Annotated in this window: 11 protein-coding genes; 4 read left to right on the forward strand and 7 right to left on the reverse strand. The window is 73.3% G+C overall.

Annotation, left to right across the window (positions count from 1 at the left end; genetic code table 11):
* Positions 1 to 420: 420 nt before the first annotated feature.
* Entirely contained in the window at positions 421 to 2,181 is a 1,761-nt protein-coding gene (locus ACFZAM_RS00005; RefSeq protein ID WP_391041496.1) for a SpoIIE family protein phosphatase, read from the reverse strand.
* Positions 2,182 to 2,294: 113 nt separating this feature from the next.
* The gene (locus ACFZAM_RS00010; protein WP_391041498.1) at positions 2,295 to 3,662 is read right to left on the reverse strand and encodes an FAD-dependent oxidoreductase; all 1,368 of its coding nucleotides are present in this window, start codon (positions 3,660 to 3,662) and stop codon (positions 2,295 to 2,297) included.
* A gap of 309 nt (positions 3,663 to 3,971) precedes the next feature.
* Between ACFZAM_RS00010 and ACFZAM_RS00015 the strand changes: the two genes are divergently transcribed.
* Positions 3,972 to 4,919, forward strand: a complete 948-nt coding sequence (locus ACFZAM_RS00015; RefSeq protein ID WP_391041500.1) for a TetR family transcriptional regulator — start codon at positions 3,972 to 3,974, stop codon at positions 4,917 to 4,919.
* Between the two features lie 292 nt (positions 4,920 to 5,211).
* Complete coding sequence (locus ACFZAM_RS00020) at positions 5,212 to 7,356, forward strand: sigma-70 family RNA polymerase sigma factor (RefSeq protein ID WP_391041502.1); 2,145 nt, start codon at positions 5,212 to 5,214, stop codon at positions 7,354 to 7,356.
* Positions 7,357 to 7,526: 170 nt separating this feature from the next.
* On the opposite strand, the gene ACFZAM_RS00025 is transcribed toward ACFZAM_RS00020, so the two are convergent.
* From ACFZAM_RS00025 to ACFZAM_RS00045, 5 genes are all read right to left on the reverse strand, one after another.
* Complete coding sequence (locus tag ACFZAM_RS00025) at positions 7,527 to 8,276, reverse strand: DsbA family protein (protein WP_391041504.1); 750 nt, start codon at positions 8,274 to 8,276, stop codon at positions 7,527 to 7,529.
* Positions 8,277 to 8,398: 122 nt separating this feature from the next.
* Positions 8,399 to 11,653 carry a BTAD domain-containing putative transcriptional regulator gene (locus tag ACFZAM_RS00030; RefSeq protein WP_391041506.1) on the reverse strand — a complete coding sequence of 1,085 codons (3,255 nt, stop codon included), beginning with the start codon at positions 11,651 to 11,653 and terminating at the stop codon, positions 8,399 to 8,401.
* A gap of 951 nt (positions 11,654 to 12,604) precedes the next feature.
* Positions 12,605 to 15,913 (reverse strand): dTMP kinase, encoded by a 3,309-nt coding sequence (tmk, locus tag ACFZAM_RS00035; RefSeq protein WP_391041508.1) that lies wholly within the window; start codon positions 15,911 to 15,913, stop codon positions 12,605 to 12,607.
* Positions 15,914 to 16,227: 314 nt separating this feature from the next.
* Positions 16,228 to 19,062, reverse strand: coding sequence for a type I DNA topoisomerase (gene topA / locus ACFZAM_RS00040; protein WP_391041510.1), 2,835 nt, complete (start codon positions 19,060 to 19,062; stop codon positions 16,228 to 16,230).
* A 235-nt stretch (positions 19,063 to 19,297) separates the two neighbouring features.
* On the reverse strand, positions 19,298 to 19,492 hold the full coding sequence (locus ACFZAM_RS00045) for a hypothetical protein (protein ID WP_355346115.1): 195 nt from the start codon (positions 19,490 to 19,492) through the stop codon (positions 19,298 to 19,300).
* A gap of 203 nt (positions 19,493 to 19,695) precedes the next feature.
* Here ACFZAM_RS00045 and ACFZAM_RS00050 point away from each other — a divergent pair, with 203 nt between their 5' ends.
* Both ACFZAM_RS00050 and ACFZAM_RS00055 read left to right on the forward strand, forming a co-directional pair.
* Positions 19,696 to 20,178: a TM2 domain-containing protein gene (locus tag ACFZAM_RS00050; protein WP_355346118.1), complete on the forward strand. Its 483-nt coding sequence runs from the start codon at positions 19,696 to 19,698 to the stop codon at positions 20,176 to 20,178.
* Entirely contained in the window at positions 20,171 to 20,620 is a 450-nt protein-coding gene (locus tag ACFZAM_RS00055; RefSeq protein WP_391041513.1) for a DUF2752 domain-containing protein, read from the forward strand. The genes ACFZAM_RS00050 and ACFZAM_RS00055 overlap by 8 nt, the downstream gene beginning before the upstream one ends.
* Positions 20,621 to 20,692: the final 72 nt, after the last annotated feature.

Consider the following 20,692-nt stretch of genomic DNA (forward strand, 5'->3'; position numbering starts at 1 on the left):
TCCTCCACACCTACAACCACCACCGCACCCACACCGCACTCGGCGGCCAGCCACCCATCACCCGCGTCAACAACCCTCCAGGTCAATACACCTAGACCTAGACCTAGACCTGGACTCGCGGGTGACCGCGGCAGCCGACCCGGCGGCCCGAATACCGGCCGCGCCCGTCGGCGCCACGGCCGAAGCGCGACCGGAACCGGCCACGACCGTCTCCCGGTAGTCGCCGCCCCCGCCCCTCCGGCCCGAGGGCCTTCCCGGCCCTCGGCCAGGCGGTCGGCCCCGGACCCGAACGGCCCCGGACCCGAACGGACTCGGACCCGAACGGACTCGGACCCGAACGGATCCGGACCCCCAACGGCCCCGGACCCGGCCCAGCGGCGGGGACACCGTCACCCCGCCCGCCTCACCCCGTGGGCACCCTCAGCCCGGCAGGGCGAATTCGCACCAGACGGCCTTGCCGCCGCCCGGCGTGCGGCGGGAGCCCCAGGACGAGGCGACGGTGGCGATGATCGAGATGCCGCGCCCGGCCTCGTCGCCGGGTTCCGCGCGGCGGCGGCGCGGCAGGTGGTCGTCGCCGTCGGTGACCTCGATGATCAGCCGCCGGTCGGTGCGGCGCAGCCGCAGCCGCATGGGCGGGGTGCCGTGCTTGAGGGAGTTGGCGACGAGTTCGCTGGCCGCGAGGACGCCGAGGTCGCGCAGTTCGACGGGGAAGCGCCAGGAGGCGAGCACCCCGGAGGCGAAGGCGCGGGCGCGGGGTGCGGCCTCGACGCCGCCGAGGAGTTCGAGCGAGGCGTTGCGGAAGAGCTCGGCCTCGCTGCCGGTGTGGTCCGGGTACTGGAGGACGAGGACGGCCACGTCGTCGTCGTGTTCCGAGGTGACGCCGAGGGCGCGCATCAGGCGGTCGCAGATCACCTGGGGCGCGCCGGTGGCGCCGGACAGGGCCGACATCAGGGCGTCCACACCGACATCGATGTCCTCGCCACGCCGCTCGATCAGGCCGTCGGTGTACAGGACGGCGGTGCAGCCGGGGCCGAGGGCGACCGAGCCCGAGGTGTGGATCCAGCCGCCGGTGCCGAGCGGCGGTCCGGTGGGTTCGTCGGCGCGGCGGACGGTGCCGTCCGGGTCGCGGATCAGGATCGGCAGGTGTCCCGCGGTGGCGTACGACAGGCGGCCCTCGCTGGGGTCGTGCACGGCGTAGACGCAGGTGGCGATCTGGGTGGCGTCGATCTCCGAGGCGAGGCCGTCCAGGAGCTGGATGACCTCGTGCGGCGGCAGGTCGAGCCGGGCGTAGGCGCGTACGGCGGTACGGAGCTGGCCCATGACGGCCGCGGCACGGACGCCCCGGCCCATCACGTCGCCAATGACCAGGGCGGTGCGTCCCGCGCCGAGGGTGATCACGTCGTACCAGTCGCCGCCGACGGCCGCGTCGGTGCCGCCGGGCTGGTAGGTGGCGGCGACGCGGAGGTCGTCGGGCTGTTCGAGCTCCTGCGGGAGGAGGCTGCGCTGGAGGGTGACGGCGGTCTCGTGGAGGCGGCGTTCGCTCTCGCGCAGGCGCTCGGCGGAGTGCACCTGGTCGGTGACGTCGGCGGCGAAGACCAGGACGCCGCGGCGCTCGGGGTCGGGGTCGCCCGCCCTGACGGGGGTGCAGGTGAAGGTGAAGTAGCCGGGCTTGGCGGGTGAGCGGTCGTCGCCGCCGACCACCTTGCGGGCCTTGACGGTGCGCGGTTTGCCGCTGCGGTGGACCTGGTCCATGAGCGGGAGCAGGCCGAGCTCGTCGAGTTCGGGCAGCGCCTCGCGGGCCGAGGCGCCGGTGGTGCGGGCGCCGAAGACCTCCGTGTAGGCGTCGTTGACGAAGTCCACGCGGTGGGCGGGGCCGTGTGTGACGGCGATGAGGGCCGGAAGGCGGCTGAGGACGCCGGTGACTGACGGTTCGTCGGTGACGGCGCCGGCGCCGGCGGCGGCGGGGACGGGACCCGTGGCCCGACCGGCCGGTGGGCCGGGGGCCTGGCGGGTGCCTTCGGGGTCGGCGTCAGGGGCGGCGCCGCTGCCCGCGTCCTGCGGTGCCGTCGCGGGGTCGGCCGCGTCGGCGCGCACGGGGTCGCCGACTTTGGCGCGCGCCGCGGGTACGGCACTGCGTCGCTGTGTTCCGGGGAGCCGGGCGCTCCAACGCGTAAGGTTCAAACGTCCGATTCCTCGTATTTGTCACTCTTTGCAGGTGCTGGCGCACGCGTGGTCACACCACCAGTGTGGCCGACTGGCGCCCCCGGGGGGAATCGCGCGGCGTCCGGGGCGGGTCAGGGGGCGTCGGGATCGCGGTGCGATCCGGCGGCCAGTTCGAATTCGGCGCGCGGGTGTTCCAGTGAGCCGAGCGAGACGATCTCGCGCTTGAAGAGCCCCGCGAGCAGCCATTCCGCCAGGACACGGGCCTTGCGGTTGAAGGTGGGGACGCGGCTGAGGTGGTAGGCGCGGTGCATGAACCAGGCCGGGTAACCCTTGAGTTTGCGCCCGTAGATGAAGGCGACACCCTCGTGCAGCCCGAGCGAGGCGACCGAGCCCGCGTACTTGTGGCGGTATTCGGTCAGCGGCCGGCCGCGCAGGGTCGCCAGGACGTTGTCGGCCAGGACGCGGGCCTGCCGCAGGGCGTGCTGGGCGTTGGGGGCGCAGTCGGTGCCGGGCTCCCGCGCCGTCAGGTCGGGCACGGCCGCCGCGTCGCCCGCCGCCCACGCCGTCTCCGAACCGGCGATCCGCAAGGTGGCCTCGGCGCGCAGCCGTCCGCGGTCGGTGAGCGGCAGGTCCGTCGCGGCCAGCACCGGGTGCGGTTTGACGCCCGCCGTCCAGACCACCGTCCTGGTGGGCAGCCGTTCGCCGTCGGACAGTACGGCGATCCGGTTCTCGCACGACTCCAGCCGCGTCTCCAGCCGGATGTCGACGTTGCGCCCGCGCAGCTCGCGGATCGCGTACTTGCCCATCTCCTCGCCGACCTCGGGCAGGATCCGGCCGGATGCCTCGACCAGGACCCATCTCATGTCCTCGGGGCGGATGTTGTGGTAGTACCGCACGGCGTAGCGCGCCATGTTCTCCAGCTCGCCGAGCGCTTCGACGCCCGCGTATCCGCCGCCGACGAAGACGAAGGTCAGCGCGGCCTCGCGGACGTCGACGTCACGGGTGGAGGAGGCGATGTCGAGCTGTTCCAGCACGTGGTTGCGCAGCCCGATCGCCTCCTCGACGGTCTTGAAACCGATGCCGTGCTCGGCGAGTCCGGGGACCGGGAGGGTGCGGGAGACCGAGCCCGGCGCAATCACGAGCTGGTCGTACGCCAGCTCCAGCAGGTCGCCGCCCTCCTCGTCGGTGACCGGGGTGGCGATGCTCGCGACGCGCTTGGCGTGATCGATGCCGCGCGCCTCGCCCACCACGATCCGGCACTTGCCGAGCACCCGCCGCAGCGGTACGACGACATGGCGAGGGGAGATGGATCCGGCGGCGGCCTCGGGCAGGAAGGGCTGGTAGGTCATGTACGGCTGCGGTTCGACGACGACGACTTCGGCCTCGTCGCGCTTGAGCTTCCGCTGCAACCGCAGTGCGGTGTACATCCCGACATAGCCACCGCCCACCACGAGAATGCGCGGGATGCCTGCTCTGTTCCTCGCTGCCGACTCCGTCATTGCTCCATGACGCAATGGACCATAGCCGTTTGTCCACAGCGCGGACGTGATGATTCCCCGGTTTCTTCGACGGGTTCGGCGACGCAGCAGGTCAGCGGTGCACCCATCACCGGGCAAAGGCCGCGCGGAAGTGCACGGTGCCCGTTGCTCCGATCGGGGGCGCGCGCCGGTCGGATCACAACCCCCTTCTTTCTTGACGTGGGCTCAACTATGTTCGTATCTCGTAGTACTGCGGGGGACGCGTACTGATGATCGCCCATGAGCGGGGAGTCTCCGGGGGGAGACGCGAATTTTCCGGGGGATACGTATATGCACATTCAGGACTCTCAGTGGACGACGGCCGCGGCCGGTTCGGACGGCGCCGTCGGCGGAAACCGTCCGGCACCGCTGCGCGTCGACGCGCAGCGCAATCTGGAACACGTACTGCGGGCCGCGCGTGAAGTCTTCGGCGAGTCGGGGTACGGGGCTCCGATGGAGGACGTCGCCCGCCGCGCGCGGGTCGGCGTGGGTACGGTCTACCGCCGTTTCCCGAGCAAGGACGTGCTGGTCAGGCGGATCGCCGAGGAGGAGACGGCGCGGCTGACCGAGCAGGCGCGTACGGCGCTCGGCCAGGAGAACGAGGCGTGGTCGGCGCTGGCGCGCTTCCTGCGCACCTCGGTCGCCTCGGGCGCCGGGCGGCTGCTGCCGCCGCAGGTACTGCGGGTGCAGAGTCCGTCGACGGGCGCCGGTACGGAGCACGGCGGTACGTCGCCGCTGGGCGTCGAGCCGAACCGGGTGCCGCAGCAGCGCAATCCGTTCGCGACGGCGGCCGGGAGCGTCGCGGCGCCGACGTCAGCGGGCACGGGTCCGGTTGCGGGCACGGTCACGGGTACGGCCGGTGAGGTCGCGGACCACGCGGGCCGTGACGACATCGGCGGAAGCGACGGCGGCGCCGACCGGAGCAGCGACCAGGACGGCATACGGGCACTGCTCGACGTCGTCGGACGGCTCGTGGACCGGGCGCGCGAGGCGGGCGAGTTGCGCCTCGACGTGTCGGTGGCCGACGTCCTGCTGGTCATCGCCACCTCGGCGCCTTCGCTGCCCGACCCCGAGCAGCAGGCGGCGGCCTCGGCGCGGCTGTTGGACATCCTGCTGGACGGGCTGCGCTCGCGGCCCGGCGAGCGGGCCGCCGACACCCCGTCAGGGGGCGCGGCGGCGCGGGGCGAGGGCGCGGCGGCGCGGGGCGAGGGCGTGACGGACGGTCAGGAGCCGGCGTAACGCGGCGCGGCTCACCCCGCGGGGCCGGGGCGCTACGACAGCGCCGGGCTCAGCGACTCGGATCAGCCGAGCAACACGGCTCGGCTCAAGGACCCGGCTCGATATAAACGGCTCGGCACAGGGCGCTCGGAGTCACGCGGCGGGACGTCGCGCGACCCGGCGCCACTCGGGTCGGCGTCACGCGCTCCACCGATCGGGTGAACGTAGAGGAATCGTGAACGATCTCTCCACGGATGAGTGGTTCCCCGGTATCCCGTGACCCCGGCCCGCCCTCCTGTGCCACGCTTGCCCCGTGGAAGAGGCAAACGGCGAGTCCGGCGCTCCCGCCGCGGGCCCGGAGACCGGCGACGGGCTGCCCTCGCGCAGGGTGCCGGGGCAGCGCGAAGTGCCGGGGCAGCGCGACCCGGCCGCACGCGACGACGTCCGCGAGGAAGCCCGCGAGGGGACTGGCGACGGCGCGCGTGAGACCGACTGGGGCACGGACCGCGAGCCGGGCCGTACCGCCGACCCGGAGCCCGGCCGCGTACCCGCCCCCGCCGCGCCGCCGTCCGCCGGGACACCGGGCACCAAGGCACCGGCCACCGAGGCGCCGGCCGACGACGACCTGCTCTCCGTCCAGGGCCATCCCGCGCACACCGCCTCCGCCGAGGCCGACGCCCTCGAATCCGCGCTGTCCGACGCCGAGTTGGTGGCCCGGGTGCGCGGCGGGCAGGACAGCGCCTACGAGGAGCTGTACCGGCGGCATGCCGAATCGGTTCGCCGCTACGCACGCACCTGCTGCCGGGACGCGCACACCGCGGAGGATCTGACCGGCGAGGTCTTCGCCCGTACGCTCCAGGCGATCCGCGGCGGCAGCGGCCCCGAGTCGGCGGTCCGCGCGTATCTGCTCACCACGGTGCGCCGGGTCGCCGCGTCCTGGGGCAACACCGCCAAGCGTGAGCACCTGGTCGAGGACTTCGCCGTCTTCGCCGTCTCCGCGGCGGGCTCGACGGCCACCGAGGACACCAACGAACTCGGCGCGGACGTACGGGCCATGCAGGAGGCCGAGCAGACGCTGGCCATCCAGGCGTTCCGTACGCTCCCCGAGCGCTGGCAGACCGTGCTGTGGCACACCGCCGTCGAGGACGAGTCGCCGTCCGCTATCGCGCCGCTGCTCGGCCTCACGCCCAACGCCACGGCCGTCCTGGCCCACCGGGCCCGCGAGGGCCTGCGCCAGGCGTATCTCCAGGCGCACGTCAGCTCCACGCTGACCGCCGAGGGCGAGTGCGCGCGGTACGCCGACCGGCTCGGCGCGCACGCGCGCGGGGGCCTGCGGATGCGCGCGGACCGCGAGTTGAGCAGGCACCTGAAGGAGTGCGAGCGGTGCACGGCCGCCTCGCTGGAGCTGGCCGACCTCAACTCGGCGCTCAAGGGGCTGCTGCCGGTCGCGTACATCGGCTGGTTCGCCGCCGTCTACGCCGCCAAGGCCGCCGGGATCGTCGCGGTCGGCGGAGCGGTCGGCGCGGCGGGGGCCGCGGGAGGCGTGGCCGCCGCCGCTGCCGGGTCGGGTACGACGTCGAGCGCGGGCGGCGCGGCCGCGGGAGGCGCCGCGTCCGAAGGGCTCGGCGCGCCCGCCAAGGTCGGTATCGCCGCGGCCGTGGTGGTCGCCGCCGCGGCGGCGGCGTTCGCGCTGGCCCTCACCGGGGGCCACGAGAAGGCGCCGCCGAAGGCCCAGCCCAAGCCGCCGCCGGTCGCGGTGGTGACCACTCCCCCGCCGCCCGCGCCGAAACCCGCGCCGAAGCCGAAGCCGGTCGTCCCTCCGCCGCCCGTCCAGCCGGTCGAGAAGACGACTCCGCCGCCGAAGCCGAAGCCGACCCCGGCGAAGCCGAGTCCCAAGCCCGCGCCGAAGCCGAAGCCGAAGCCGGTCGTCCCTCCGCCGCCCGCGCCAGCCCCGACGACCCCCACGCCGACCCCGACACCGACACCGACCCCTCCGCCGCCCGCGCCGACCGCGTACAAGGTCAATTCGCTGGGCATCAGCGGTTTCGGTGACACCTCCGGGCCGACGATCCGGCCGTCGGTCACGAGCTGGTGGTGGAACCGCTGGGGCCTGACGATCGGCGGTACGCAGTACGAGCACGGCATCACCGTCCACGCGCCGTCGTCGCTGACCATCGACCTGAACCAGGCATGCGTCACCTATGACGCGCGGGCCGGGATCGACGGCCTGACCGGGCGCTTCGGCGCGGCCAGCTTCTCGGTGTACGGCGACGACACCCGGCTGTGGCGGTCGGGTGTCGTACGCGGCGGCGACGCGGCCGTGCCCGTGCACGTCGGGATCACCGGGTACAAGACGATCCGGCTGGTGGTCGATCCCGAGGGGCGGCACGGCGGCGGGCCCGGTCTCGGGCTGGCGAATCTGGCCGACTGGGCGGATTCGGTGATCAGCTGCTCGTAGGCGGCCGGTCCGCGGGCGGCCGGTCCGCGGGCGGCCGGTCCGCGGGCTCCGGGCGTTTTCGTACAGAGAGCGCCCGGGCCATGGGTTCTGCGGCCAGGAGCGCTCTCGGCGATGAGTGCTCTGCGGTCACGAGCGCTCTCGGCGATGAGCGCTCTGCGGTCATGAACCGATTAGCTGTTCGCGGCCGGTGCGTCCGCGGTGGTGGCCGGCGGGACCGCGCACACGCCGTCGGCGCAGGCGGCGTCGGCGGCCGCGTCCTCCGTACCGGCGAGGGCAGCGGCCTCGGCGGCCGAGTCCTTGGCGACCTGTTCGAGCGCCTGGAGGAAGACGGACGTCTCCTGGCCGCCCTGCACCGCCCACTTGCCCTCGAAGACGAAGGTCGGCACGGCCGTGATGCCGATCTGCCGGGCCTGGTCGATCTCCGCCACGACCTCGTCGCGCAGGTCGTCACCGGCGAGGAAGGCGGCGACCGCGTCCCGGTCGAGGCCGGCCGCGACGGCCGCGTCCGTCAGGGCCGTACGGTCGCCGATGTCCAGGCCCTCGCCGAAGTGCCCGGTCATCAGGCGGCCCTTGAGCCGGTTCTGGGTCTCGGGGCCGTACGTGTCCAGGGCGAAGCGCAGCAGGCGGTGGGCGAGCAGCGAGTTGTTCTCCACGACCGTGTCGAAGTCGAAGGTCAGCCCTTCGGCGGCGCCCATCGAGGCGAGCCGGTCGTCCATGGCCACGGCCTGCGGCCCGAATTTCCTCGCCAGCACCTCGCGGTGCGGCTGCGGGCTCTCGGGCGCGGTCGGGTCGAGCTGGAATGGCCGGTAGACCACCTCGACCGAATCTCCCTGCGGGAAAGCGGCGAGGGCGCGCTCGAAGCGGGATTTTCCGAGGTAGCACCAGGGGCAGGCGATATCGGAGTAGATCTCAACTTTCAAGGCTTTTCACTTCCGGGCGTAGGCGGGCGCTGGCTATTCCTTGAATGCTCAATCAAGGTCTGTGTCGTCAACGAGGACGCGCGCGGGACCTATTCCCGTACGGCCGTACGCCCCCGCTCCGCCTACGAGCCCGCCGCCATCGCGTGCGCCGTCTCCAGCAGCGCCGCCACCGCCTCTGAAGCGTCCAGCACCGCGCCCTCCGCGCAGGCCGCCGCCCATTCGCCGTCGCCGAGGCCCGCCCTGGCCCGCTCCTCCACGGCGTCGGCGGTGACCAGCTCGGGCACGGTGCGCGGCAGCGGCCCGCGTACGGCCGAGGACGCCGCCGACATCCGGGCCGCCGACCGCAGGTCGCCCAGCTCGACCAGCACCTCGGCCGCCGAGTCGAGCTGCGCGCCCACCACCGGCTCCGTGCAGCCCTCCGCCAGCGCCAGGCTCGCCGACTCGGCGAGACCGAGCAGCGCCGCCACCGGGTCGCCCTCGGCCGCCGTGATCCGCGCGCCCAGGCTCGCGAGCAGCACCTTGAACGTCGGCGGCGGCGTACCGTCCGCCAGGTGCCCGACCGCCGTCTCGCACAGCTCCCTGGCCTGCCGCGGCTCGCCCCGGCGCAGGAGCAGCAGCGCCTTGAGGTAGCGGATGTACGTGCGGGCGTCCCACACGCTGTACAGCTCGGCTTCCTCCCCGGCCTGCTCGACCAGCTTGCGCGCCTCCTCGTCGTCCCCGCGGCGGTGCGCCAACTCCCCCATCCGGGCCAGCAGGAAGGCCCCTTCGCCGTCCGCGCCCAGCTCCCGGCCGAGCCGGTGCGCGGCCTCGAAGTCGGCGTGCGCCGCCGCGTACTGCCCGCGGACGACCTCGATCTCGGCGCTCGCGCCGTGCACTTGGGCGCGGATCCAGCGGTCGCCGAGCCGTTCCCTGCGCTCCTGGAGCTCCGCCCAGTCGGCGTCGATCCGCGCGAGCCCGCCCGGGGTGTCCACGGCGATGTGCGTACGGAGCATCAGCGCCACCGCGATCTCCCACTCGCCGCCGTACTCACGGCAGTTGGCGACGACGGTGTCGGCGTGCCGGCCGATCTCCTCGTCCCTGCCGAGCAGATACGTGGTGAACGGCCACAGCATGCCGGGGAAGCGCGCCGCGGGCGGGCCGCCCTGGCTGTACGCCGCCGCCAGCAGCGCGGCCATCGCCCGCGAGTCGGCCGAGGACCACTGCGCCTCCGAGGCGTGGTCGCTCTTCACGAAGAAGTGCAGCATCCGCAGGTCCAGGCGTGGCCAGAACATCCGGTCCGCCGGGTCGGGCGGGGGGTCGCCGCCCAGCTCCGTCACCCTTTCCAACCAGGCGTCCGCTTCGTCGCGGTAATTGCGCAGCCACCAGAACCAGCCCATGGACAGCGCGATCGTGATCGCGTCCAGCTCCGCGTCCTGGCTCCCGGTGTCCTCTTTCCCGCCTGAGGGCGGCTCGACCAGGCGGTTCAGCGCGGCGCGGACGTTGTCCAGCTCCGTCTCCAGCACTTCCAGCCAGTGGAGTTGGTCGGCGCCGCGCAGTTCGGAGTCGGCCGTGCGGGCCAGTTCGCGGAAGTACGCGGTGTGCCGTCGCTCGGCCGCGGCCAGTTCCTCGGGCCGCTCGGCGGCGCGCTCGCCGGCGTACTCGTGGATCGTCTCCAGCAGGCGGTAGCGGACGTCCTGGCCGGGAGTGGGCGCGTGGACCGCCACCACCAGGGATTTGTCCACCAGTTGGGCCACCGTCTCCAGCGCGTCGGGACCGCACACCGCCTCGGCGGCCGACAGCGTGCAGCCGCCGGAGAAGACGCTCAGCCCGCGCAGCGTCGTACGCTCCCGCTCGGTCAGCAGCTCCCAGCTCCAGTCGACCACCGCCCGCAGCGTCTGCTGGCGCGGCAGCACCGTACGGCTGCCGCTGGTCAGCAGCCGGAACCGGTCGTCCAGCCGGTCCGCGATCTGCCGCGGCGACAGGGCCCGCAGCCGGGCCGCGGCCAGCTCGATGGCCAGCGGCAGGCCGTCGAGACGGCGGCAGATCTCGCGTACGGCAGCGTCGTTCTCCGCCGTGGTGAGGCGGGCGTCCGCGCGTACGGTCGCCGCGCGGTCGGCGAACAGCCGGTACGCGGTCGCGGGCGGCAGCGGCTCCACCGGGCGTACGACCTCGCCCGGTACGCCCAACGGCTCGCGGCTCGTGGCCAGTACGGCCACGCCGGGGCAGGCCGCCAGCAGTTCGGCGGCGAGGGAGGCGGCGGCGCCGATCAGGTGCTCGCAGTTGTCGAGCACCAGCAACAGGCGGCGCTGCGCGCAGTGTTCGAGCAGCCGGGCCAGCGGGTCCTCGCCGTGCGACGCCTCGGACAGGAACTGGTCGCGGCCCGCGCCGCCGAGCAGCAGCGTGTCGCGGCGACCGAGGGCGCTCAGCACGGCGTGCGGGACCGCCGAGGGGTCGTCCAGCGGGGCGAGTTCGACCAGCCACACGCCGTCAGGGTGGCGGCGCGCCGCCGCGTCGCCCGCCTCCTGCGCCAGGCGCGTCTTGCCCGACCCGCCGGGGCCGGTCAGCGTCACCAGCCGGGCCGCGGCCAAGTCGCTTCTGATGTCGTCGAGTTCGGCCTCGCGGCCGACGAAGCTGGTGAGGCGGGCGCGGATGTTGCCCTGCGCGGGGGGCGGCGGCCTGCGCCGCAGCAACTCGCCGTGCAGCGACCGCAGTTCCGGGCCCGGATCGGTGCCGAGCGCTTCCGCGAGTACGGTCCTGGTCTCCTCGTACGCCGCCAGGGCGTCGGCCGTCCTGCCCTCCGCGTGCAACGCCCGCATCAACTGGGCCCTGAACGACTCGTCCAGCGGGTGCTCTGCCACGGCCGCGCGCAGGCCGGGGAGGGTGTCCGCCGCCCTGCCGAGGCGGAGGTCGGCTTCCACCCTGTTCCGCAGGGCGGCCAGTTTCAGGGCTTCGGGGCGGGCCGCGGCGGACGCACGGTCCGGGAGGTCGGCCAGGGCCGGGCCGCGCCACAGGGTGAGGGCGCGGGTCAGGGTGTCGGCCGCCGTCGCGGCGTCTCCGGCCGCCAGGGCCGTATCGCCCTCGCGGGCGAGGCGTTCGAACTCGTACAGGTCCACCGAGTCGCGGGGGGTGACCAGGCGGTAGCCGCCGGGTTCCGAGACGACGGCGTCCCGGCCCAGGGCTCGTCGCAGCCGCGACATCAGGGCTTGCAGGGCGCCGGCGGCGTCCGCCGGGGGGTCGGCCGCCCAGACCTGTTCGATGAGGGCTTCGGGGGGTACGGGGCGGCCCACGTTGAGGGCCAGCACCGCGAGGACGGCTCGCAGGCGGCTGCCGCCCAGGCCGATTTCGGGCCCGTCGTCGGAGGGGCGGGCCTCCGTGACCCCAAGAATCCGATACCGCACGGGGTCATCTTCGCGGACGGCGCCCCAAAAGAGCGAACCTTCGCCCTTGGGTGGGGGTGGGGGTTCTCCCCGCCCGCCCACCCGTGCGGGTGCTTTTTCGTCTGCGGGTGCCGCTTGTGCCTGGGTCGGTGCCGGTCCGGGGCACCTCCTCGAAATGCGGCTACCTGGTACCTGTGTATCCGGCACCCTCCCTGTCACCGCATTTCTGCGGGGGCACCCCGGCCCGTCCCCTCCCGGTACGTCGGCGTCCGCCTGTCCGGTGGGGGTGGCGGAGGGGGGTGGGTGGGGGTGCGGCCCCTGCGCCCCCCGACCTCCCGGCGGGGTGGGCGAAAGGGGCTGGGTGGGGTGCGGGCCTCGCCTCACCTGACGTCCAGCCGGGTGGGCGGAGGGGGGGTGGGGATCCGGGACCTGTACGGCCGACGGTCCGCCCCGGGGTGAGCGGAGGGGGGTGAGGACCGGGACCTGCTCCCCCCAACGTCCAGCCGGGGCAGGCGGAAGGGGTGGGTGGGGTGCCGGGGCTGGGACCCGCCACGCCTGACGTTCGGCCGGGGTGGGTAGGGGGCCGGGATTTGCGCGAGCCGACAGTATGGCGGGGGCTAGGTGGTTGGCGGGGAGTCGGAGGGGGCGTGATCGGAGGGGTTTGTTGGGCGGTTGGGGAAGGGCCCTAGCTCTCCGACCCACTCGGAGGGGGCACACCGGCGCAGGGCGGCACGCCGGAAAGACCCCCTACCCTCCCCAGCAACCCCCATCGGACCGCCGGACGCCGACGTACCGGGAGGGGACGGGGCGGGGTGCCCCCGCAGAAATACGTTGACGACCGGGTACCGAATGCGGAAAGGCCAGGTGATACGGATTTCGAGGAGGTACCCCGGACCGGCACCGACCCAGGCACAAGCGGCACCCGCAGACGACAACACACCCGCACGGGTGGGCGGGCGGGAAAGACAAAGGTCAAGAGCGCCCCGGCGGCCGACGGTCGTCGTCGTGAGGGCCGAGGAGTTCGTCGGCGAGGGTGGGCAGGTCGTCGAGGGGGGTCTCCTCGGCCCAGTTGGGGCGAGGACGGCGCGGAGCGGCCGAGGGCGTCTCTGCGGTGGGGAATTCGCGGGTGCGCTCGTTGCCCGGCTGATCCTCGGGGCGGAAGAGCCACGGCGGGACCCGGTCGGTCGGGTCGTCCGAGGCCGGGGACCCGACCGGGGGTACGACCGGCGGGAGCACCGTCGTGGTCTCGGAACTGTCCTCACGAGGGCTGTCCTCACGAGGGCTGTCTCCGCGAGAGCGAGAACCGTCCTCGCGAGAACCGTCCTCATCCGAAGCCGACTCGTCAGAAGTGGTGCCGTCAGCCGACGAGGCGCCCTCCGCGGGAGCATCCTCCGGCTCGGCCGGAACGGCCGGGAGAACCGCCGTCTCATCGGCGCCCGGACCAGCGGGCACGTCCGGCTCGGCCGGAACGGCCGGGAGAACCGTCGTCTCGTCCTCGGCGGGAGCCGAGGAAGGCGGCGGAGGCACGACATTGACCGTCGTGGTTTCGGCCGAGTCCGAAGTCTGCGGCAGCTCGGTGGTCTTCTCGGAGTCGGAGGAGCCGGAGGAGCCAGCCGAACCGGCCGAACCGGCACTCGCGGCTGCGGCAGCCGCAGCCGCGGCGGTGCGGGCCTCCTCGGCGCGGAGAAGGGCCTCCTCCGCCTTGCGCTGCTTTTCGAGGCGGCGCGCGTCGGCCTCGGAGCGCAGGCGTGCCTGCTCCTCGGCGAGGCGGCGGAGCCGTTCCTGCTCGGCCGCCCGGGCGGCCTCCTCGGCCTCGCGGCGAGCCGTCTCCTCGGCGGCGATGCGCGCGGCCTCCTCGGCGCGGAGGCGTTCGGCCTCGGCCTCACGGGCGGCGGCGCGCTCGGCGATCTCGCGGCGGGTGGCCTCCTCGGCGGCGAGGCGGCGCTCCTCTTCCTCGCGGCGGAGCCGTTCGAGCTGGGCCTGCCGCTCGCGCTCCTGGCGCTCTTCCTCGGCCTTGCGGGCGGCCTCTTCGGCGGCGAGGCGCGCGGCCTCGGCGGCGGCCTGGCGCTCGGCCTCGGCGCGGGCCTCGATCTCCTGGGCGGAGAGCGGGAGGAGCTGGTCGAGGCGGTGGCGTACGACCGTGGTGACGGCGGCGGGGTCCTGGGCGCCGTCCACGACGAGGTAGCGGCCGGGGTCGGCGGCGGCGAGGGTGAGGAAGCCCGCGCGGACGCGCTGGTGGAAGGCGGCGGGTTCGGATTCGAGGCGGTCGGGCGCTTCGGTGAAGCGTTCGCGGGCGGCATCGGGGCTGACGTCGAGGAGCACGGTGAGGTGCGGGACGAGTCCGTCGGTGGCCCAGCGGGAGATGCGGGCGATCTCGGTGGGGGCGAGGTCGCGTCCGGCGCCCTGGTAGGCGACGGAGGAGTCGATGTAGCGGTCGGAGATGACGACGGCGCCGCGTTCGAGGGCGGGGCGGACGACGGAGTCGATGTGCTCGGCGCGGTCGGCGGCGTAGAGCAGCGCCTCGGCGCGGTGCGAGATCCCGCCGGAGGAGACGTCGAGGAGGATGGAGCGCAGGCGCTTGCCGATGGCGGTGGCGCCGGGCTCGCGGGTGACGACGACCTCGTGGCCCTTGGCGCGGATCCAGTCGGCGAGGGCTTCGACCTGGGTGGACTTGCCCGCGCCGTCGCCGCCCTCTATGGCGATGAAGAATCCGGTGGCGGCGGGGGCGACGGCCGGTTCCGCACCGGTCAGGGCCTCGCGCAGGTCACGCCGGAGCGGTACGCCGCTGCGGTCGTCGGTCTTGCCGAGGACGAGCGCGGCGACCGGCAGCAGCAGGGCGCCGATCAGCATCAGCGTGTACGCGGCACCGCCGTGGTCGAAGGTGAAGTGACCCTTCTGGATGCGGTGCGGGCCGATCGCGGCGGCGACCAGCGGCGCGACGATCACGGCGAGGGCGAGAACGGCGCGCGAGACCGCGTGCAGGTGCTCGGTGGTGCGGCCGCGCCGTCCCGCCTCGGCTTCCTGCTCGATCAGGATGTGCCCGGTGTTGGCGGTGACGCCCGCCGCGGCGCCGGCCAGCAGCGCGAGCAGCAGGACGGTGGTCTGGTCGGCGACGATGCCGGTGAGGAGCAGGCCGAGCCCGGTGACGCCGATGGACAGCGCGAGCAGCCGGCGCCTGGACAGCGCCGGGAGCGTACGGGGGGCGAGGCGGATGCCGATGACCGTACCGGCGGTGAGGGCCAGGACGAGCAGGCCGAAGCCGGTCGGGCCGAAGCCGAGGGCGAGCGCGTGCAGGACGGCCACGGCCACGGCCGCGCCGATCGCGCCGACGACCGCGGCGGTCGCCAGCACCAGCAGCGGCAGTACGCCGGTCCTGCCGCGCTCGGCGCCCGCGGGGCCCTTGGGCAGCCGCAGCCCTTCGAGCGGGGAGCGAGGACGCGCCACCGTGCCGGAGGGCAGTTCGAGGAGGTAGAGCACCGACATGGAGGACGAGAAGAGCCCGGCCGCCACGTACGAGGCGAGCGCCACCTGGTGCTGGTCGAACCAGGTGACGCCGACCGCGATCAGCGTGTTCACGAGTGTGACGACGACGAGACCGGCCGCTGCCAGCGGCAGTGCGACAAAGCTCGTCCGCAGGTCCAGCCGGTGCAGCGTCGCCAGGTGGTCGGGCGCGGGCCGCACGGAGGTGTCGCCGGGCGGCGGCAGGAGCAGCGGGGCGGCGCCGTCCTTGGCGACGGCCCACAGCCGCTCGGCCACCCCGGTGACGAAGGCGGTCACCAGCAGCCAGGTCAGCGCGGTGTGCTGCGACCAGGTGATCCACAGCGGCGCGACGATGAACAGCCCGAGTCGTACGGCGTCCGCGCCGATCATCGTCCACCGGCGGTCCAGCCGGCCGCTCTCGGACGTCAGCGCCGACAGCGGGCCGAGCAGGACGGCGCCGAACAGCAGCGTCGAGACCAGGCGCGCCCCGAAGACGGCCGCGGTGGCGAAGGCGATGCCCCGGTAGCCGCCGCCGTACGCGTGGTCGGCCACCGCCGCCTGCACGGCGAGCCACAGCAGGACGAGCAGACCCAGTCGGTCCGCCACCGCCCCGGTGAGCTGCGCGCTCCACAATTTGCGCAGCGCCGGGATTTTCAGCAGCGCACCGACCGCTCGCTCACGGCTGTCAGCGGCGAGGTCGGTGGCGAACGCGTCGGTCACGTCCCCCTCGACGTCCTCGGCCCTGACATCTGCGGCCGTGACGTCTGCGGCGGGCGGCTTGGGCTGCTCGGATGGCGTCATCCCAACAGCCTATCCGCCTTACGACGCCCTACACGGAGCCGGTCCCACTCCCGGGCGGACCACCCCTCAAGGAGGGCGGGGAAGCGCACTCACCTGGGCGAAGACCGCCCTTCGAGGGGCCCTTCCGCAGGCCCTTCAAGGGGGAGGAAGGGGAGGCAGGAGAGGCGGAAGGTACGGCGCGCTGACGCATGGCCAGCTCCTCAGGGGCGCGGGAAACCGCGCGACCGGCCCATGACCGGCGCGCGGTTCACCGCCGGCCCGGTGGGGCAGGCGCTGTCGTCGCCCGCCCACCGGCCCGGTGTGCCGGACACGCCCTAGTCGGCTGAGGCCGTCGACTTCTTCGCCGCCGCGGAGGCAGCCGCCTTCTTGGCCGGCGCCTTCTTCGCGGCAGTCTTCTTCGCGGTGCCGGAAGCCGCCGTCTTCTTGGCGGGAGCCTTCTTGGCCGGTGCCTTCTTGGCGGCGGTCTTCTTCTTCACGGGCCCCTTCGCCCGCTTCTCCGCGAGGAGTTCGTACCCGCGCTCGGGCGTGATCGACTCCACCTCGTCGTCGCGGCGCAGCGTCGCGTTGGTCTCGCCGTCGGTGACGTAGGGACCGAAGCGGCCGTCCTTGACGACGACGGGACGCTCGCTGACCGGGTCGGTGCCCAGTTCCTTGAGCGGCGGCTTGGCGGCGGCGCGACCGCGCTGCTTGGGCTGGGCGTAGATGGCGAGCGCTTCGTCGAGGGTGATCGAGAAAAGCTGGTCCTCGGTCTCGAGCGAGCGCGAGTCGGTGCCCTTCTTCAGGTAGGGCCCGTAGCGCCCGTTCTGCGCGGTGATCTCGACGCCCTCGGCGTCCTTGCCGACGACGCGCGGCAGGGACATCAGCTTGAGGGCGTCCTCAAGGGTGACGGTGTCGATGGACATCGACTTGAAGAGCGAGGCGGTACGCGGCTTGACCGCGTTCTTCCCCGTCTTCGGGGTGTCCTCGGGCAGGACTTCGGTGACGTAGGGACCGTAGCGCCCGTCCTTGGCGATGATCGGGCGGCCGGTCGCCGGGTCGTCGCCGAGCGCGAAGTCGCCGCTGGGCTTGGCGAACAGCTCCTCGGCGTACTCGACGGACAGCTCGTCCGGCGGCAGGTCCTCGGGTACGTCGGCGCGGCGGTGGTCGTCCTCGCCGCGCTCGCCCTTCTCGATGTAGGGGCCGTAGCGGCCGACGCGCAGCATGATGCCGTCGCCGATCGGGAAGGAGGAGATCTCCCGGGCGTCGATCGCGCCCAGGTCCTCGACGAGTTCCTTGAGGCCGCCGAGGTGGTCGCCGTCCCCGTTGCCCGCGTCGGCGGCGGAGCCGACGGTGGCGCTGCCGTCGTCGGAGCCGAAGTAGAAGCGGCGCAGCCACGGCACGGCCTGGGCCTCGCCGCGGGCGATGCGGTCGAGGTCGTCCTCCATGGAGGCGGTGAAGTCGTAGTCGACCAGACGGCCGAAGTGCTTCTCCAGCAGGTTGACGACCGCGAAGGAGAGGAAGGTCGGGACGAGCGCGGTGCCCTTCTTGAAGACGTAGCCGCGGTCGAGGATCGTGCCCAGGATCGTGGCGTACGTCGACGGGCGGCCGATCTCCCGCTCCTCCAGCTCCTTGACCAGCGACGCCTCGGTGTAACGGGCGGGCGGCTTGGTCGAGTGGCCGTCGGCGGTGATCTCCTCGGCGCTCAGCGCGTCGCCCTCGGTGACCTGCGGCAGCCTGCGCTCGCGGTCGTCCAGCTCGGCGTTGGGGTCGTCGGCGCCTTCGACGTACGCCTTCAGGAAGCCGTGGAAGGTGATGATCTTGCCGGAGGCGCTGAACTCGGCGTCGCGGCCGTCGGCGGAGGCGCCGCCGACCTTGACGGTGACGGACTGGCCGACCGCGTCCTTCATCTGGGACGCGACCGTACGCATCCAGATCAGCTCGTAGAGCCGGAACTGGTCGCCGGTCAGACGGGTCTCGGCCGGGGTGCGGAAGCGGTCGCCCGAGGGGCGGATCGCCTCGTGCGCCTCCTGCGCGTTCTTGACCTTGCCCGCGTAGACGCGCGGCTTGTCCGGCAGGTAGTCCGCCCCGTAGAGCTGCGTGACCTGGGCGCGGGCGGCGCGGACGGCGGTCTCCGAGAGCGTGGTGGAGTCCGTACGCATGTAGGTGATGAAGCCGTTCTCGTACAGCTTCTGCGCGACCTGCATGGTGGCCTTCGCGCCGAAGCCCAGCTTGCGCGACGCCTCCTGCTGGAGGGTGGTGGTGCGGAAGGGGGCGTACGGCGAGCGGCGGTACGGCTTGGACTCGACGCTGCGTACGGCGAACTGGGTGTCGGCGAGCGCGGCGGCCAGGTCGCGGGCGGCGCTCTCGTCGAGCTGGAGCACCTGCGAGCCGGACTTGAGCTGGCCGGTGGCCGCGTCGAAGTCCCGGCCCTGCGCGACCCGGCGGCCGTCGACGGTGGTGAGCCGGGCGACGAGCGTGGAGGGGTCGGAGGCGTCACCGGTGCGGCCGGTGGCGAAGGTGCCGGTCAGGTCCCAGTAGTCGGCGGTACGGAACGCCATCCGCTCGCGTTCGCGCTCGACGACGAGCCGGGTGGCGACGGACTGCACGCGGCCGGCCGACAGCCGCGGCATGACCTTCTTCCAGAGCACCGGCGAGACCTCGTAGCCGTACAGCCGGTCGAGGATGCGGCGGGTCTCCTGGGCGTCGACCAGGCGCTGGTTCAGCTCGCGCGGATTGCGGACGGCCTCCTGGATGGCGTCCTTGGTGATCTCGTGGAACACCATCCGGTGAACGGGCACCTTGGGCTTGAGGATTTCCTGCAAATGCCAGGCGATGGCCTCGCCCTCGCGGTCCTCATCGGTGGCGAGGAAGAGTTCAGTGGAGTCCTTGAGGAGGTCCTTGAGCTTCTTGACCTGTGCCTTTTTATCGGCATTGACCACATAGATGGGTTGGAAATCACTGTCCACATTGACGCCGAGCCGCGCCCAGGGCTGGCCCTTGAACTCCGCCGGCACTTCGGCGGCCCCGTTGGGGAGGTCGCGGATGTGCCCGACGCTGGCCTCGACGACGTATCCAGGGCCCAGATATCCCTTGATCGTTTTCGCCTTGGCAGGCGACTCGACAATGACGAGTCGCTGGCCGCTGTGTGCGGTCTCGCGGGTCGGGGACAACGTCGCTCTTCTCTCCCGGTCGAAGGTGTGTCGCTGCGGAGTGTGACCGTACCTCCCTGTCCCGTGTCAAACGGGAAAAGTCCACAACGCCACTGGAACGGTAACCCGACAACCGGTCTGTCTGCCGCATGGACGGCCGCTCCGGTCGGTTTCCCGGAGGGGCGCGGGGGCGCGTTCCCGGGGGCGCGTGCGTGATTTCACGCACGTCAGGAGGGTCGGGGAAGGGCGGTGGCGGTCAGACCTGTGTGAGACACCAGACGCCGGTGAGGAGCGCGACCGCGCCGAAGAAAATGGACATGACAGTTGCGGCGGTGGATCCCGCGGCCGTCACGGGCTGCCGGGCGCGCAGCCGGGCGGCCGTCCAGAGCAGGAGCGCGGCCCCGAAGACGGCGAAGACCGTTCCGGCGAAGAGTGCGGGCACCCGCTCCATGCGTCCCCTCGTCCCGTCTCGTCCTGTCCAGGTGTGTGCTCCCGGACGCTGCCACGCCAGGGCGTCCGGCACGCGAACCACGGGTGAACACAGGTCTCCGCTCCCAGGGGGTGGGACGCGGCGGGGGCCGTCCTGCAAAGATGTCCGGCAACGACCGGTACACAACAAGACGTTCAACGACGTTCAGCACAGGGGGACGGGGCATGTCCGACCAGAATCCGTACGGCCAGAATCCGTACGGTGACAAGCCGCAGGGCGACAATCCGTACGGGGAGCAGCAGCCCGGGGGCCAGCCCGGATACGGATACCCGCAGCAGCCCGGGGGCCAGGCTCCCGGTTACGGCTACCCGCCCCAGGGCGGCGGCCAGGCACCCGGTTACGGCTACCCGCCGCAAGGCGGCGGGTACGCGCCGCCCGGTGCCGCGTACGCCGCGGACCCGTCCGCGCCGTACGGCTACGACCCCTACGGGCGGCCGTACTCGGACAAGTCCAAGGTGGTCGCGGGAGTGCTTCAGCTCTTCCTCGGCAGCTTCGGCGTGGGCCGTTTCTACACCGGGCACACCGGCATGGCGCTGGGGCAGCTCTTCACGTGCGGCGGCTGCGGCATCTGGGCGCTGATCGACGGCATCATGCTGCTGGCCGGGGACAACCCGACCGACGCGCAGGGCCGGGTGCTGCGTGGCTGACGGAGTCCGTCGGCCACAGGTCGGCGCTCCCCCGGTCTCCCCGGGGGCGCGCCGCCCGTCGGCGGTTCTCGGCCACCCGGCCACCGCTCCCCTGGCGACGCTCGCCGCCGGGGTGGCGGGCGCCGTCTATCTCTACGGCACCGACCCGCACCAGCCGGGCCACTGGCTGCCGCGCTGCCCGTTCAACTGGGCGACCGGGCTGCTCTGCCCGGCCTGCGGCGGTACGCGCATGGTGTACGACCTGATGCACGGCGACGTGGGGCGCGCCTTCCACGACAACGCCGTCCTGCTGCTGGCCGCGCCCCTGGCGCTGTGGCTGTGCGGGCGCTGGATGGTCGAGGGGCTGCGCGGCCGTCGCCGACGGCTGGTGGTGAGCCCGCGGGTGTCACTGGCCGTGCTGTGCGTGGCCGTGACGTGGACGGTTGTCCGCAACGTGTTCTGACGCGTCGTCCGCTCCACCGCGCGTCAGTCCGCCGGGCCCCTTCTCCGTGGCGTCCCCGGGCCGCTCGCCAGG

Origin of the sequence: Streptomyces sp. NPDC008079, assembly GCF_042957385.1 — a bacterium.
Classification (GTDB): Bacteria; Actinomycetota; Actinomycetes; order Streptomycetales; family Streptomycetaceae; genus Actinacidiphila.

Bases quoted from the DNA above. Each gene is read 5' to 3' on its own strand.
- ACFZAM_RS00015 (WP_391041500.1), top strand. From the start codon at position 3,972: ATGCACATTCAGGACTCTCAGTGGACGACGGCCGCGGCCGGTTCGGAC.
- tmk (WP_391041508.1), bottom strand. From the start codon at position 15,913: ATGACGCCATCCGAGCAGCCCAAGCCGCCCGCCGCAGACGTCACGGCC.
- ACFZAM_RS00045 (WP_355346115.1), bottom strand. From the start codon at position 19,492: ATGGAGCGGGTGCCCGCACTCTTCGCCGGAACGGTCTTCGCCGTCTTC.
- ACFZAM_RS00010 (WP_391041498.1), bottom strand. From the start codon at position 3,662: ATGACGGAGTCGGCAGCGAGGAACAGAGCAGGCATCCCGCGCATTCTC.
- ACFZAM_RS00050 (WP_355346118.1), top strand. From the start codon at position 19,696: ATGTCCGACCAGAATCCGTACGGCCAGAATCCGTACGGTGACAAGCCG.